At 64.2% G+C, this 15,442-nt stretch carries 10 protein-coding genes and 2 tRNA genes; 4 read left to right on the top strand and 8 right to left on the bottom strand.

Annotated elements, in window-relative coordinates:
• Positions 1 to 3 precede the first annotated feature (3 nt).
• The 6 genes from AC5RV1_RS10015 to bcp form a co-directional block, all read right to left on the bottom strand.
• Positions 4 to 3,222, bottom strand: a complete 3,219-nt coding sequence (locus tag AC5RV1_RS10015) for an efflux RND transporter permease subunit (protein WP_493994417.1) — start codon at positions 3,220 to 3,222, stop codon at positions 4 to 6.
• Between the two features lie 70 nt (positions 3,223 to 3,292).
• On the bottom strand, positions 3,293 to 4,795 hold the full coding sequence (locus AC5RV1_RS10010; RefSeq protein WP_493994416.1) for a malate:quinone oxidoreductase: 1,503 nt from the start codon (positions 4,793 to 4,795) through the stop codon (positions 3,293 to 3,295).
• Between the two features lie 79 nt (positions 4,796 to 4,874).
• Entirely contained in the window at positions 4,875 to 6,545 is a 1,671-nt protein-coding gene (locus AC5RV1_RS10005) for an ABC transporter substrate-binding protein (protein ID WP_493994415.1), read from the bottom strand.
• A gap of 163 nt (positions 6,546 to 6,708) precedes the next feature.
• Positions 6,709 to 7,383: a fasciclin domain-containing protein gene (locus tag AC5RV1_RS10000; RefSeq protein WP_493994414.1), complete on the bottom strand. Its 675-nt coding sequence runs from the start codon at positions 7,381 to 7,383 to the stop codon at positions 6,709 to 6,711.
• A 267-nt stretch (positions 7,384 to 7,650) separates the two neighbouring features.
• Positions 7,651 to 7,732, bottom strand: a tRNA-Leu gene (locus tag AC5RV1_RS09995).
• A gap of 115 nt (positions 7,733 to 7,847) precedes the next feature.
• On the bottom strand, positions 7,848 to 8,321 hold the full coding sequence (gene bcp / locus AC5RV1_RS09990) for a thioredoxin-dependent thiol peroxidase (protein WP_493994413.1): 474 nt from the start codon (positions 8,319 to 8,321) through the stop codon (positions 7,848 to 7,850).
• Between the two features lie 96 nt (positions 8,322 to 8,417).
• Here bcp and AC5RV1_RS09985 point away from each other — a divergent pair, with 96 nt between their 5' ends.
• Positions 8,418 to 8,876 (top strand): MarR family winged helix-turn-helix transcriptional regulator, encoded by a 459-nt coding sequence (locus AC5RV1_RS09985; RefSeq protein WP_493947167.1) that lies wholly within the window; start codon positions 8,418 to 8,420, stop codon positions 8,874 to 8,876.
• A gap of 200 nt (positions 8,877 to 9,076) precedes the next feature.
• On the opposite strand, the gene AC5RV1_RS09980 is transcribed toward AC5RV1_RS09985, so the two are convergent.
• Both AC5RV1_RS09980 and AC5RV1_RS09975 read right to left on the bottom strand, forming a co-directional pair.
• Positions 9,077 to 9,152 (bottom strand) — tRNA-Lys (locus tag AC5RV1_RS09980).
• Between the two features lie 320 nt (positions 9,153 to 9,472).
• Positions 9,473 to 10,552: a sunset domain-containing protein gene (locus tag AC5RV1_RS09975; RefSeq protein ID WP_493994412.1), complete on the bottom strand. Its 1,080-nt coding sequence runs from the start codon at positions 10,550 to 10,552 to the stop codon at positions 9,473 to 9,475.
• A 322-nt stretch (positions 10,553 to 10,874) separates the two neighbouring features.
• Here AC5RV1_RS09975 and ilvD point away from each other — a divergent pair, with 322 nt between their 5' ends.
• The 3 genes from ilvD to ilvN all read left to right on the top strand — a co-directional run bounded on the left by ilvD (position 10,875) and on the right by ilvN (position 15,384).
• Positions 10,875 to 12,596 carry a dihydroxy-acid dehydratase gene (gene ilvD, locus AC5RV1_RS09970; RefSeq protein WP_461171714.1) on the top strand — a complete coding sequence of 574 codons (1,722 nt, stop codon included), beginning with the start codon at positions 10,875 to 10,877 and terminating at the stop codon, positions 12,594 to 12,596.
• A gap of 365 nt (positions 12,597 to 12,961) precedes the next feature.
• Positions 12,962 to 14,869 (top strand): acetolactate synthase large subunit, encoded by a 1,908-nt coding sequence (locus AC5RV1_RS09965; RefSeq protein ID WP_493994411.1) that lies wholly within the window; start codon positions 12,962 to 12,964, stop codon positions 14,867 to 14,869.
• 2 nt (positions 14,870 to 14,871) lie between these two features.
• A complete protein-coding gene (gene ilvN / locus AC5RV1_RS09960) occupies positions 14,872 to 15,384 on the top strand; it encodes an acetolactate synthase small subunit (protein ID WP_050054685.1) in 513 nt (170 codons plus the stop codon).
• The last annotated feature ends 58 nt before the right edge of the window (positions 15,385 to 15,442 follow it).

Raw genomic sequence — 15,442 nt, 5'->3', positions numbered from 1 at the left:
TTGCTATTCGGGGCTTCCGGGTGCGGCGCGGCGCCCGCTGACCTTGGGGACCATCCCGGTGGTCCAGTCGCGGAACTCTTCGTCCATGTCCGCTCCGGGGCCAAACTCCGGGCGTTCCTGCAGTTCCCGGAGCAGCGCCTTCCGTTCGCGGCGGCCCTCCACCAGGCGGTACAGCACAGGCACCAGTACCAAGGTCAGAGCTGTAGAGGAGATGAGCCCGCCAATCACCACAACGGCCAGCGGCTGCGAAATGAAGCCGCCGCCGCCCGTGAGGCCCAGCGCCATAGGGGTGAGGGCAAAGACGGTGGCCAGGGCGGTCATGAGGATCGGGCGGAGCCGCTGGCGGGCACCATGCGTTATGGCATCAGCCACGTTCATTCCCGGCCGGCCGTCGCGCGGTTGCCGGTACTGGTTGATGAGGTCGATGAGCACAATGGCGTTGGTGACCACGATTCCCACCAGCATCAGCATGCCGATCAGCGAGGGCAGTCCCAGCGGGACCCCGGTCACCAGGAGCAGGGCAACGGCACCGGTGGCCGCGAACGGCACCGAGACCAGCAGGATCAGCGGCTGGATCAGCGACTTGAAGGTGGCCACCATAATCACATAGACGATGGCGATGGCGGCCAGCAGGGCGAGCCCGAGTTGCTGGAATGACTCCTGTTGCTGGGTGGTGGCACCGCCGAGTTCAGCGGTGACTCCGGCCGGGAGCTGGACGTCCGCCAGGCGTTTCTGGACTTCCGCGTTGACCGCACCCAGGTTGGACTCCGACGGCGTCACGGAGACACGCGCTGTGCGCTGGCCATTGCTGGCGGTGATGGATACCGGCACGTCCGCCTGTTCCACCGATGCGACGCTGGCCAGCGGGACGGGCCCGCCGGCGGCAGGCAGGGGGATGCGGCGGACAGCGTCAATGCTCGTGAACCTGGTGCCCTGGCCGATTTGGACCGGGAAATCGTCCGTGTCGATCCGTACTGTTCCGGCGGGGATGGGGCTGATGGTTGACGCGAGGACGCCTGCCACCTGCTCTTCGTCGAGCCCCGCAGCCACAGCTTTCGCCCGGTCCACTTTCACCTGAACCACCGGCTGGCTGGCTGCAAGGTTGGTGGCGACCTCGCTGGTGCCCGGAACGCCGGTCATGGCCTGGACCATGGTGTCGCTTGCTGCCTGCAGGTCCGCCGTGGTGGCGGCTTTGATGGTGATGTCCACGGTGGACGAAGTCCCGAAACCGCCCTGTTGGGTGCCCACGGAAACCTTCCCGGAGTCGGGCACCTTTGTCAGTTCGTTCCGCACCGTCTCCTGCAGTTGCTCCTGGTCTGCCTTTTCATCCGTCACCACGGTGAACGTTGAGTTGGAGGAGCCGGTGGAGGTGAGCGCCGCAAAGCCGGCCTGGGCGTTGCCCGACGTCACCTGGACGTCCCGGACGCCGTCGATCCCGCGCAGGACCTCCTCGAGGCGGATGGCCGCGGCGCTCGTGTCCGCCAGGCTGGTACCCGCGGGGAGCACCTGACGGACGGTCAGGCTGTTCTGGCCGGAATTGCCCAGCAGGTTGGTGGCTAGCAGCGGGGTCATGGCGGCGGTCGCGCCGAGGACCAGGCCGGCGGCCACAAGGGTGATCACGGGATGCTTCTGGGTCTTGGACAGGACGGGCAGGTACCCCCGCTGCAGCCTGCTGCGCTGTTCCGCTTCCTGGGCTTTGGCCCGGGCACCGGCTGCGTTCTGCCGGACTGCGTCGCTCCCAGCGGAACTGCCGGGATTCCGCAGGAACCAGTACGCCAGCACGGGAACGATGGTCAGCGAGACCAGCAGGGAGGCCAGCAACGCCATGGTGACTGTGAGTGCGAACGGCCTGAACAGTTCGCCGGCCAGTTCACCTACGAAGGCGATGGGGAGGAAAACGGCCACGGTGGTGAGGGTGGATGCCGTGATGGCGCCGGCCACTTCCCTGATGGCCGTCAGGATGGCGGTGACTTTATCTTCCCCGTAGCTGAGGTGCCGCTTGATGTTTTCGATGACCACGATAGAGTCGTCCACCACCCGGCCGATGGCTATGGTGAGGGCGCCGAGCGTGAGGATGTTCAGCGAGTAGCCGGTGGCTGACAGGCCGATGAAGGTGATCAGGAGCGAGAGCGGGATGGATACGGCCGTTACCAGCGTGGACCGGGCAGACATCAGGAACACCAGGATGACCGCAACGGCGAAGCCCAGTCCCAGCAGGCCCTCGGTGGTGAGGTCCTTGATGGATTTTTCGATGAAAGGGGCCTGGTCGAATACCGGCGTGAACTTCGCGTTCGAACCCAGTTCGGCTTCAAGTTCGGCAAGTGTGTCCCGCACGGCATGCGAGATGCCAACGGTATCGCCTTCGGGTTTTTTGGTGACGGAGACGGCGAGCGTTTCCTCGCCGTTGGTCCGCGTGATGGAGGTTCGTTCGTCGTCTTTGAGCGAGACGTCGGCCACAGTGCCGATGGTGGCGGCGTTCTTTGCCCCGGCGAGGGGGAGTGCCTTGATCGCGTCCAGTGAATCCACCGGGCTGCCGATCTGAAGGGACAGTGTTTTGCCCTGCTCTTCAAGGGTCCCGGCCGGAACCAGGGCGCCGTTGTTGCCCAATGCATCGCGGATGGCGGCGATGGTGGCGCCGGCCGAAGCCATGGCCTCCGGGCGGGGGAGGATCTCGATGTGCTGGGTGGCCCCGCCGGTCACGTCGGCGCCCCGGACGCCGTCGATCTTCTGCAACCGGGGCACGCTCAGGCGCTGCAGGTCTGCGTTGAGTTCGCTCAGCGTCTTGTCCGAGGACACCGCCAGGAACACGATGGGGAAATCGGTAATGCTGCCGGCGAAGGCCTGCGGCTGTACATCCTCTGGCAGGGACCGCTTGGCGTTGGAGATGGCGCGGTCGATCTGGTTCCGGGCCCGGTCCAGGTTGGACCCGTACGTGAAGACCATAGTGATCTGCGAGACGCCGTTGCGCGACGTGGAGGAGGTGGATTCCAGCCCCTCCACGCCGTTCAGCGCGGTCTCCAGCGGCCCGCTGACCTGTTTGTCCACCACCTCCGGGGAGGCCCCCGGCATGGCAGTCAGCACCGTGATCTGGGGAAACTCGATCGAAGGGATGAGTTCCTGCTTCAGCGACGACATGGTGATCACGCCGAAGACGGAAGCGAAAACGGTGACGAGAGCGATCAATGCCCGGTTTGCCAGTGAGAGTTGTGCCAGCCGGAACATTAAATCGGTCTCCTGTGGGGTTTAACGTACTGTTGCGGTACCGGAAGCCGGCCACATACCCCGGCAGGGGTCAGTGGTTGGCGGAAACGCTCTCCAGCTGGAGGGACCTGGCCGTTGCCCTTTCGAGCTCCATCGCAAGGTCCGGGTTGTCGTCAAGCTTGACGCCGTAGCCGGGCATCATGTCCTTCAGCTTGGACTGCCAGCCCTTGAAATTCTTCGGGAACGCCTTCCTCAGCAGTTCGATCATGATGGGCACCGCGGTGGAGGCCCCGGGCGAAGCACCGAGGAGTGCGCCGATGGAGCCGTCACGGCCGGCAATCACTTCAGTGCCGAACTGAAGGACACCGCCCTTCTGCGGGTCTTTCTTAATGATCTGTACACGCTGGCCGGCCGTGATCAGTTCCCAGTCGCCTGCTTTGGCTTCCGGGTAGTACTCGCGAAGCGCCTCCACCTTGTCGGCGTGCTTCTTGGCCACTTCCTTGACCAGGTATGCCGTGAGGTCCATGTTGTCCTTGGCGACAGCCAGCATCGGGATGATGTTGCTGGGCCGGATGGACAGGGGAAGGTCCAGGTAGGAGCCGCTTTTCAGGAAGTTGGTGGAGAAGCCGGCGTAGGGGCCGAAGAGCAGGGAACGCTTGCCGTTGACGTACCGGGTGTCCAGGTGCGGCACGGACATTGGGGGAGCGCCCACAGACGCCTGGCCGTACACCTTGGCGCTGTGCTGCGCCGCCAGAGTCTCGTCCGTGCAGCGGAAGAACTGCCCGGAGACCGGGAACCCGCCGTAGCCCTTGCTTTCCGGGATGCCGGAGGCCTGCAGCAGGTGGAGCGCACCACCGCCGGCGCCAACAAAGACGAACTTGGCGTGGATCTTGCCGTGCTCCCCGGACTTGGGGTACTTCAGCGAAAGGTTCCAGCCGCCGTCGGACGCCCTGGAGATACCGGTGACGTCGTGGCCGTAGTTGATTTCGACGCCGTTGTTCCCCAGGTAAGTGGTCAGCTCCCGGGTGAGTGCCCCGAAGTCCACATCGGTGCCCTCGGCGGCGCGGGTGGCAGCGATCCGCTGTTTGGGGTCACGGCCCTTCACGATCAGCGGAGCCCACTTGCCGATCTGGCCGTGGTCTTCCGAGTACTCCATGCTGCGGAACAGGGCGTGCGGCTTGAGGGCCTCGTAGCGGGTCTTCAGGAACTTGGTGTTCTCCTCGCCGATCACGAAACTCATGTGCGGCACGGTGTTGATGAAGCCCTTGGGAGAACCGATCAGGGACTGGTCCACAAGGTGGGACCAGAACTGGCGGGAAAGCTGGAACTGCTCGTTGATGAGCAGTGCTTTGCCGGGGTCCACCGAGCCGTCTTTGGCTGCGGGGGAGTAGTTGAGTTCACACAGGGCGGCGTGGCCGGTTCCGGCGTTGTTCCACGGGCCGGAGCTTTCCAGCCCGGGCTCGTCCAGCCGCTCGAACATGGAGATGGTCCAGTCCGGTTCCAACTGCTTGATGAATGCCCCCAGCGTGGCGCTCATGATGCCGCCGCCAATCAGGACGACGTCGGCATGTGGGGTCTTGGAAATGAAGGTCACGATCAGTCTCCGATTGCAGCGGCTCTGGCTGTCACAGAATATCCCCGGGCAGCCCTACTACTGAAATTGGACGGGCCCGTCAAGGCTTCAGTTGCACTTTGGTGAAAACTTCATTTAAGACAGGCGACGCCGGATAGCTCAGCACCCGGTCCGACAGGGCCAGTGCCGAGATGGGGAAGGCTATGGGCACCGCGGGGACGGACGCAGCGATCTGGGCGTTGATGGTGTGATATTGCTCATCGCGTTCCTCTCCCTCCGGCAACCCGCGTGCGCGGTTGATTTTGGAAAAGACCTGCGGGTCCTGGTAACCGAACTCGCCGTTTTTCTCCCCGAATAGGGGGCCAACGAAGTTGTCGGCGTCGGAGTATGAGCCGTTCCACCCCAGCAGGTGCAGCGCGTGGTCCCCAGGGGACTGGACCCTTTGGAGGTAGCCGTCAGACCAGTCGATGGGAACCGGCTGGATGTTGAGCCCTACCGCCGTGAGCTGGCGGCTGATTTCGGCGTATACCTTCTCCGGCGTGGGAAGGTAAGGCCGGGTGACGTTCATCGGATAGTAGAACCTCAGCGCTTCGCCGGCGTAGCCGCCCTCCTTGAGGTACTCCCTGGCCTTCGCTGGATCATGGCCCAGTGCGGGGGCGTCGTTGTTGAACCCGCTGATTTTGGGCGGGACGAACTGGGTTGCCTCGGCGGTGTTGTCGATGAAGAACCTGCGGATCAGCGTCTCTTTGTCGATAGCCATCTCGATGGCCTGCCGGATTTTCTGGTTCTGCAGGACCGGAATCTCCTGGTTGATCCCCAGGTACATCACCGAGAACGGATCGCGCTGCACAATCTGTTTTCCGCGCTTCACCAGCTGGTCGAAGTTGCCCACCGTGACGGCGTCGTATCCGTCGATCTTGCCGTCCAACAGGGCCTGGAGACGCGCCTGGGGATGGTTGTAGGCCACGAAGTTGATGGTGCCGATCTGTCCGCGGTCCCCCCAGTAGGTCGCGTTGCTGGTGAGGGTGACGCTTCCTTCATCCCAGGACTTCAGGCTGAAGGGCCCTGTTCCCACCGGGTTCGTGCCGAAGGCGGATACGGCCTGGCCGCCGCGGTTTTGGTCCAGCACATCGGCGTTGCCCGCGGCCAGTGCTGCGGGGGAGGCGATGGCGAAGGCCGGCAGGGTCAGAGCCTGCAGGAAAGCGGTAAAGCGCTGGGTGAGGTCGATCTGCACGGTGTCCTGGGACAAGGCGGTACAGCTCTTGAAGATGGACAGCTGCGGCTCGTCGGAGTGTGCCTTAAAAACGCCCTTGAAAGAGCTGCCGGGAGCCTGCCGGCGCAGGTCGTCGGAGAAGGCAAACCACCGGTTGAAATTGGTGCAGACCGCGTCGGCGTTGAACGGGGTGCCGTCCGAGAATGTGACGCCGCTGCGCAGCTTGAAGGTGTAGGACCGGCCCTCATTGGACTCACTCCACTCGGTGGCGAGCAACGGGGTGGGCTTCCCTGTGGTCTGGTCCACGCCCACCAATCCCTCGAGGATCTGCCGGGTGATGCGCTGGGACTCAACGTCGCTGGAGAGTGCGGGGTCCAAGCCCAGCGGCTGAACTGCGGTGCCGAAGTTGAACGTGGCCGTGGGCTCGGCAGTGGCGGTGGGGGCCGGCGAGGTTGACGACGGCGAGGGGGCCGGAACACCGGTGCATGAGGTGACGCTCAACGCCAGGAGGACGGCGCCGGTCGTGATGACCGTACGCCGCGATGGACTGCTGGGCACTCGTTTATCACCTCTGGATCTTGCCGCCCCGCCAAGTGCGGGCCGGAACCCAGTCTAGTTGACCCCATACCCCGGTTTACCGGCGGCCTTCGCCAAGGTGCCCGTCACGTGCGAATGGCCGGGGCCCGGTCCTGTTGGATCGCGCCCCGGCCATTCCTGTGGGTTACTTCGGCATCAGCACCGAGTCGATCAGGTAGACCGTGGCGTTCTTCGTCTGGACGCCGCCGCAGATCACACTGGCGTCATCCACCTTAAGGGCGTCGCCGCTGCCGGTAACCGTAACGGAACCACCCTGGACTGTGGCGTGGGTGCCGGCGATCTTGTCGGGAGTGATCTGGCCCGGAACCACGTGGTACGTCAGGATCTTGCTCAGGAGGGCGTCATCCGTCTTGAGGGTTTCGATGGTGGCTGCATCAATCTTCGCGAAGGCATCATCCACCGGTGCGAAGACCGTGAATTCTCCGCCGTTGAGGGTGTCCACCAGGTCCACCTTCGGGTTCAACTTGCCGGAAACCGCGGCCGTCAGGGTGGTAAGGATCGGATTGTTCGATGCTGCCACAGCCACCGGATCAAGTGCCATGCCTTCAACGGAGCCGGCGCCGGTGGGGACCTGCTCGGCGTACCCTGCGCAACCCGGACCAACCAGGTTTGCGGCCGGATCAATAGCGGCTGCGGAGGCGCTGGCTGACGGGGAAGGGGCCATGCTGGAAGCCGAGGGGGGGGCCGCCGGGGCGGAGGAAGATGCGGTGCCGGCCGAGCCGCCACACGCTGTGAGGCTCAGCAGAGCTGCAGCTGCAACGCCTGCGACGGTGAAAGTTGTGCGCTTGATTGTCTGCATTTCGGTTTCTCCTTGGTTTTAGCGTTTCGCCTGGCCGCGGACCGGATGTCCGGGGCGTTGTTCGCGTCTGGCTGGTGGGCACCTGCCCTTGGCTGGTGTCTCAATGGGTATTCGGCAGTTGCGCGAATCCGGATGGGTCAAACGTCAAGGAGTTTTTGGCGGGGCCCGAATGAGTCGGTTTCCGGCCCCGGCACCGCGGGCATGGGACGGGCGTTAACGAAAAGAGATCCCCCGGCCGGAGCCGAAGGATCTCTTTTCTCTTCAGTGTGCGCAAGGGGGGACTTGAACCCCCACGCCCGAAGGCACAGGAACCTAAATCCTGCGTGTCTGCCAATTTCACCACTCGCGCTTGGCCCGGCAGCGCGTTACAGACCGTCAATAACAGGGCTGCAAAACGTACGACGCCGGATGCCAGTTTTTATTGTAGCGTCGCGCAGGCGGGGCCTGCGTCAGCGGCGGTCCGGTCAGGCTTCCAGCTTCAGGTCCCGGCGCAGCTTGGCCACGTGTCCTGTAGCGCGGACGTTGTACTGGGCGAGCGCCACCTTCCCATCCGGATCAACCACGATGGTGGAACGAATCAGGCCCTGGTAGGTCTTGCCGTAGTTCTTCTTTTCGCCCCATGCCCCGTAGGCCTCGGCCACGGCATGGTCCTCGTCCGAAAGCAACGGGAAGCTGAGGGATTCCTGGGCGGCAAATTTCGCCAGTTTCTCCACCGGGTCAGGGGAGATGCCGAGCACGTCATACCCCGATGACTGCAGGGAGGCCAGGCTGTCGCGGAAATCGCAGGCCTCCTTGGTGCATCCCGGTGTTGATGCTGTGGGGTAGAAGTAGACGATGGTGTGGCGGCCCGGGCGCGGTGCCAGGCTGACGTCCTTACCGGCTGAATCCTTGAGCGTGAACGCGGGTGCGCCATCACCGGTTACGAGTTTGTCAGCCAATGTTTTTCTCCTTGTCGCAGGCGGGACACACCAGCCTAGTAATCAGTCTGGAGGAGTGCTAATCGACACTTGGCTATACTTGCTGCTATGCCTGATATGGATCACTGGCCCACAGGGCGCCTCTTGTCCACTGCTGCGCGCCTCGTCGAACACTCATGGAATGAAAAACTCGGGGCCATAGGCCTTACCCATGCTGGTGTTATCGCTATTGAGGTTCTCAATGCGCAAGGACCTATGACACAGGCGCAGCTCGCCCAGTACGTGCGGGTTCAGGCGCAGACTATGGGTAAAACCCTCAGCAGGCTGGAGTCCCACGGCCACATTGCGCGGGTCCGCAGCACGTCGGACCGCAGGAGCCATGTGGTGTCGCTCACCGAACGGGGCAAGGAAGCCGTTGCAGCTGCCGTGGAGATGGAGCGGTCGGTGCTGGCGGCGGCCACTATCGACCCCGACGTCCTGCGGCAGGAGCTCCAGGCAGTTGTCAGGGAATTGGCAAGCCAGTTTGGGTCGCCCACAACCGGAGCACTTCTGGACAACCCCTCCATGACCCCCTAAGCATCGCTGCCAGTACTGCCGGTGCCACCGGCATCCGGGCGTGATTCCAGCTTCCTGGCGAAGCTGGCGTCACGCCTTTCTTTTTCCCGGGGCCAGCGATGGCTGCCAGCCCCGCTATTGCGAATTGAACGCCAAAGGTACCGGATAAAACAAAACAGCCCCCGGCCCGCGTTTCCGCAAGCCGGAGGCTGTTTTCCCAGTGGTGCACCCCCCGGGACTTGAACCCGGAACCCATTGATTAAGAGTCAATTGCTCTGCCAATTGAGCTAGAGGTGCATCTTTTGTTTCGATCGTTTGGGGCTTCTTATTTCCCCGTTGATCTCCGCAACGACATGAAACTCTACACGAACTTCTGGTGCATGTGAAATCGAAGCCCGCCAGCACTCCCGGCTTGGCCCAATGGCGGTAAAACCAGCACAAAGTCGGGGTTTTCGTTGTTGGTCAGCAACCAAAACCGCCTTTGAGCGTGCGCGTTACGTCCCGGATCCGCCCGCGCTCCCGTGTGAAATGGGCCACAGGGGCGCCCTTCTCTTCCCTCGGCGGGGTGCCGGCGACGCCCGCCAGCCGGCGCCGGACCTGCTTTGCTGGACGTACAGCTAGATCCGCCTCCGCCTTGGCGCCCGAAATCCTGCGGCCTCCGCGTGGGCCGCAGTTTCAAACCACACTTCAGCACGGATCTGCTCATATTCGGGGTGTCCTTCCTCGTAGTAGACCATCGCACCGGCATCCCCCTTGACGGTGTAGCCCGCCGGTCCGCTGCCGTCCGTCGCAGCGGACGCTGAGCCCGCACCATACGGCTCTTGCGCCGCCAGGTGCCCTGCCGGCCCCTGCTCTCGCGTGGCAGCACCGCCCGTTGGGTCCTGGACGTGGTTGGCCCCGGTTTCCACCAGCGCAGAGGACTGCGCGCGCTCCCTCGTTTCTGCTGCTCCGGCATCGCTGGGGAGGTGGAGGCGGGCAGCGGCGGCATTCTCTTCGCTGTCATCGGGACCGGACGTGCTGCCAAAGGGGACGGGGGCGGAAACTGCCGTACCGGCGTCGTCCGCGTCTTCCACGGCCGCGGTCTCGGCGCCTGGAAGGGTGGGGGCGTGGGGTTCCGTGTACTCGGGGTGATGAACCGGCTGCGAGGTCCCGGCGCCATCACCGGCAGTTGCGGACGGCGGGCCGGCCTGTGCCTGTGCGGGCGACGTCGGTGCGGCGCCTTCCCGGTGGCCGGCTCCCTCACGGACAGGGGCGGGTCCGGACGCCTCCGACCACTGGGTTTCCCATTCCGTCCCATCCTGGGCCCGGCCACCATCGGCAGTTGCTTCTTCACGGTCCGTCCCGGCTCCGGTAGCGACAGCAGAGGCGCCCGCCCCGCTGTGGCCCTGCGCTGCGGCCGGAGCGCTTGCCGCCGGCGCCTTTGTCTCCGCTGGTTCATCTGCAGTGGTGGGCGCAGCGGGCTCGGCTGGGGCGCCAAAACCGGCGGCCGTGGCAATTCCGGTAGTGCCTGCTGCTTCGGCCGAGGCCGCGGCGCTGCCGCCGGAGAGTGCTCCATCCGCGCGGTTTTCCCCCTCGCTGCGGGCCTTTTCGGCCTCGCCGGCATCACCTCGTGCAGCGGGGGATTTCTTGGCGTTCAGCCTCCACCACACAACACCTACCAGTACAGCGAGCAGAATGATCAAGAAGAAAGCTTCCATGGCAAGCCCTTCGGTCAGTTGGCAAGGTCCCTTGCCCTGACGCTACGTGGGGTCCACACTGCTGTCCAGCACTTTGACCGGCCCGAACGTCCCTCTGGGCGTCCCGCCAGCGGTGGCGTTCCTGGCGGGAAACCAGGGACGAATCCGTCGGATTCAAAGCAAGCGCCTTGGTGACCTCGACCACAAGAACCGTTGGGCATGTGCGTGATCATCTCAATATTCGAGATGGCAGTCCACTATCCGATCGAAATAATCCCGTTTTTGCGCTTATCCGGAGCTTCACGGTCGTTGCGCCCCCGCGTGGAGCCATAGAATTTCCCCTATGAGTGAGGACACCCAGATCGCGACCGACAACAAGCCTGACATCAAGCCCCGCAGCCGGGTAGTAACTGACGGCATCCACGCTGCCCCTGCGCGCGGTATGTTCCGTGCCGTTGGCATGGGCGATGATGACTTCGCCAAGCCCCAGGTCGGTGTCGCCAGTTCCTGGAACGAAATTACTCCCTGCAACCTCTCGCTGAACCGGCTCGCGCAGGGCGCCAAGGAAGGCGTGCATGCCGGCGGCGGGTTCCCCATGCAGTTCGGTACCATCTCCGTCTCGGACGGCATTTCCATGGGCCACGAAGGCATGCACTTCTCCCTGGTTTCCCGTGAAGTCATCGCCGACTCCGTGGAAACCGTGATGCAGGCCGAGCGCATCGACGGGTCGGTCCTGCTGGCAGGCTGCGACAAGTCCCTCCCAGGCATGCTGATGGCCGCTGCCCGCCTGGACCTGTCCAGTGTCTTCCTCTACGCCGGCTCCATCATGCCCGGCTGGGTGAAGCTTGAAGACGGCTCCGAAAAGGAAGTCACCCTCATCGATGCCTTCGAGGCCGTCGGTGCCTGCGCAGCCGGCAAGATGAGCATGGAAGACCTGACGCGCATCGAAAAGGCCATCTGCCCGGGCGAAGGGGCCTGTGGCGGCATGTACACGGCCAACACCATGGCCTGCATCGGCGAGGCCCTGGGCATGTCGCTGCCCGGCTCCGCCGCCCCGCCCTCGGCAGACCGCCGTCGTGATGAGTTCGCCCGCAAGTCCGGCGAAGCGGTGGTGAACCTGCTGCGCCTGGGCATCACCGCCCGCGACATCATGACCAAGAAGGCCTTCGAAAACGCCATCGCCGTCACCATGGCTTTCGGTGGCTCCACCAACGCCGTGCTGCACCTGCTGGCCATTGCCCGCGAGGCGGAGGTGGAGCTGACCCTGGATGACTTCAACCGCATCGGCGACCGGATTCCGCACCTCGGTGACCTGAAGCCGTTCGGCCGGTACGTGATGACGGACGTCGACAAAATCGGCGGCGTGCCCGTCATCATGCGCGCACTGCTCGACGCCGGCCTGCTGCACGGCGACTGCCTCACCGTCACCGGCAAGACTGTCGCCGAAAACCTTGAGGCCATCAACCCCCCGGATCTCGACGGCAAGATCCTGCGCGCGCTGGATAACCCGATCCACAAGACCGGCGGCATCACCATCCTCCACGGCTCCATGGCCCCCGAGGGCGCCGTGGTGAAGAGCGCCGGCTTCGACGCCGACGTTTTCGAAGGCACCGCCCGCGTTTTCGAGCGTGAACAGGGTGCCCTGGACGCGCTGGACAACGGGCAGATCCACGCCGGCGACGTCGTGGTCATCCGCTACGAAGGACCCAAGGGCGGGCCCGGCATGCGCGAAATGCTCGCCATCACCGGTGCCATCAAGGGTGCGGGGCTGGGCAAGGACGTCCTGCTGCTCACCGACGGGCGCTTCTCCGGCGGTACCACTGGCCTGTGTATCGGACACGTTGCTCCGGAAGCGGTGGACGGCGGCCCCATCGCCTTCGTCAAGGACGGGGACCGGATCCGCGTGGACATCGCAGCCCGCAGCTTCGACCTCCTGGTGGACGAGGCAGAGCTCGAAGCCCGCAAGGTGGGCTGGGAGCCGCTCCCCGCCCGGTACACCAAGGGCGTCCTGGCAAAGTACGCCAAGCTGGTGCACAGTGCCAGCACAGGTGCATACTGCGGTTGATGCCTTCCCCTTGCGTGGGGCGCTGAGCGCCCCCGCAAGGGCCCCGCGGCATCCGCCTTATCAAGCCCTTCCGGGCCGGGGGATGAGCTGAAGGTTTTGATCCCTTTCGCTAAAGAGATCAAAAGGTGGACAATGACGTCCACATGGTGAGATCGGGTAGCGCCTCGTTGACACGTATCTCACCAGAGGGAAAACTGAACGCATGACCTTCGTTACCGGCACCGTCGTCGTCCTTACCCAGCGCGTGGCACATTAGCCAGGTAACGAACCGTCACGCGCAACCCCTCGAAGAGCCGCCAGGCTGAGGGGTTTTTTTATTTCCCGCAGTTTCCACGAACCACAGATGATCCACAAGGAAGAGTCCGATGAGCAAAGGATCGCCGATCAGCCCCTCGCTGATGGCTAATAAGTCCGCTGGAGCCGCCAAGGCTCCGGAACGCGCCGACCGGACGGCCGACCACGCCGTCGTCGTCGCCGACCTTGCTGCTGCCTCTCCTGTCCTTGGGCCGAACAACGTTGTACCCCCAACGGTGATGACCGGCTCGCAAGCTATTGTCCGCTCGCTCGAAGAACTCGGCGTCGACGATATTTTCGGTTTGCCCGGTGGCGCGATCCTGCCCACCTATGACCCCTTGATGGCCTCCAGCATGAACCACGTCCTGGTCCGTCACGAACAGGGAGCCGGCCACGCCGCGCAAGGCTACGCCATGGTTACCGGGCGGGTGGGCGTTTGTATCGCCACCTCGGGTCCGGGCGCCACCAACCTCGTCACCGCCATCATGGATGCCCACATGGACTCCGTGCCGCTGGTGGCCATCACCGGCCAGGTGTCCAGCGGGGTCATCGGCACTGACGCCTTCCAGGAAGCTGACATCGTGGGCATCACCATGCCCATCACCAAGCACTCCTTCCTGGTGACCGACCCCAACGACATTCCGCACGTAATGGCTGAGGCGTTCCACCTCGCCTCCACCGGGCGCCCGGGACCTGTCCTCGTAGACGTGGCCAAGGACGCCCAGGTTGGCCAGATGACCTTCTCCTGGCCGCCTCGGATCGACCTGCCGGGCTACCGTCCGGTCACCCGGGGACACAACAAACAGGTACGCGAGGCTGCAAAGCTGATCGCCGCTGCCCGCAAGCCGGTCCTGTACGTGGGCGGCGGTGTGGTCAAGGCGCATGCCTCCGCCGAGCTGCTCGCACTCGCCGAGGCCACCGGAGCCCCGGTTGTAACCACGCTGATGGCCAAGGGTGTGTTCCCGGACTCCCATCCCCAGCACATGGGGATGCCCGGCATGCACGGCACCGTCTCTGCCGTGACCGCCCTGCAGCAGTCAGACCTCCTGATCACCCTCGGTGCCCGTTTCGATGACCGCGTTACCGGCGTGCTAAAGACCTTTGCGCCCATGGCGAAGGTAATCCACGCCGACATCGACCCTGCAGAGATCTCCAAGAACCGCACCGCCGACGTCCCCATCGTTGGTTCCGTCAAGGAAATCATTCCGGAGCTCACCGAAGCCGTACGCGCCCAGTTCGAGGCTGCAGGCACTCCGGACCTCACCACCTGGTGGGCATTCCTGAACAACCTCAAGGAAACCTACCCGCTGGGCTGGACCGAGCCGGACGATGGACTGACTGCACCGCAGAAGGTCATCGAGCGCATCGGTGCGCTGACCGGGCCGGAAGGCATTTACGTGGCGGGCGTCGGCCAGCACCAGATGTGGGCAGCACAGTTCATCAAGTACGAGCGCCCGCACGCCTGGCTGAACTCGGGCGGCGCCGGCACCATGGGCTATGCCGTCCCGGCTGCCATGGGTGCGAAGGTGGGCGAGCCGGACCGTGTGGTCTGGGCGATCGACGGCGACGGCTGCTTCCAGATGACCAACCAGGAACTGGCCACCTGCGCCATCAACAACATCCCCATCAAGGTTGCGGTCATCAACAACTCCTCACTGGGCATGGTGCGGCAGTGGCAGACCCTCTTCTACGAGGGCCGCTACTCGAACACGGACCTCAACACCGGCCACGACACTGTCCGCATCCCGGACTTCGTCAAGCTGGGGGAGGCCTACGGCTGCGCTTCGTTCCGCTGCGAACGCGATGAGGACATCGACGCCACCATCCAGAAAGCCCTCGAAATCAACGACCGCCCCGTGGTCATCGACTTCGTGGTGAGCCCCAACTCCATGGTGTGGCCGATGGTGCCCGCCGGCGTGAGCAACGACCAGATCCAGGTTGCCCGCAACATGACCCCGGAATGGGAAGAAGAGGACTGACCATGAGCCGCCACACACTCTCCGTCCTGGTTGAAGACAAACCCGGCGTGCTGACCCGCGTCGCCAGCCTCTTCGCCCGCCGGGCCTTCAACATCAACTCCCTGGCCGTTGGCCCCACCGAGGTCCCGGGCATCTCCCGGATGACCGTGGTGGTCGACGCCGACGGCGACCTCATCGAGCAGGTCACCAAGCAGCTCAACAAACTGATCAACGTCATCAAGATCGTTGAGCTGACCTCCGAATCTTCCGTACAGCGTGACCACATCCTGGTCAAAGTACGTGCGGATGCCGCAACACGTCTGCAGGTGACCCAGGCTGCAGACCTGTTCCGAGCCTCAGTGGTCGACGTCTCCACCGATTCCGTCGTCATTGAAGCAACCGGCCACCCCGAAAAGCTCACCGCACTGCTCTCAGTGCTCGAGCCCTTCGGCATCCGCGAAATTGTGCAGTCCGGCACCCTCGCCGTTGGACGGGGATCCCGCTCCATGAGTGACAGGGCGCTGCGTTCCGCCTAGGACACTGCCAAGGTTCCGCCTGGCATGACGCAACGCCCGTAACCGCACCACCAAAACA

It is taken from the genome of Arthrobacter sp. Hb9-2, assembly GCF_059091165.1.
Note: the sequence above shows the minus strand (reverse complement) of the source record. Positions and strands in the feature narration are given on the sequence as shown.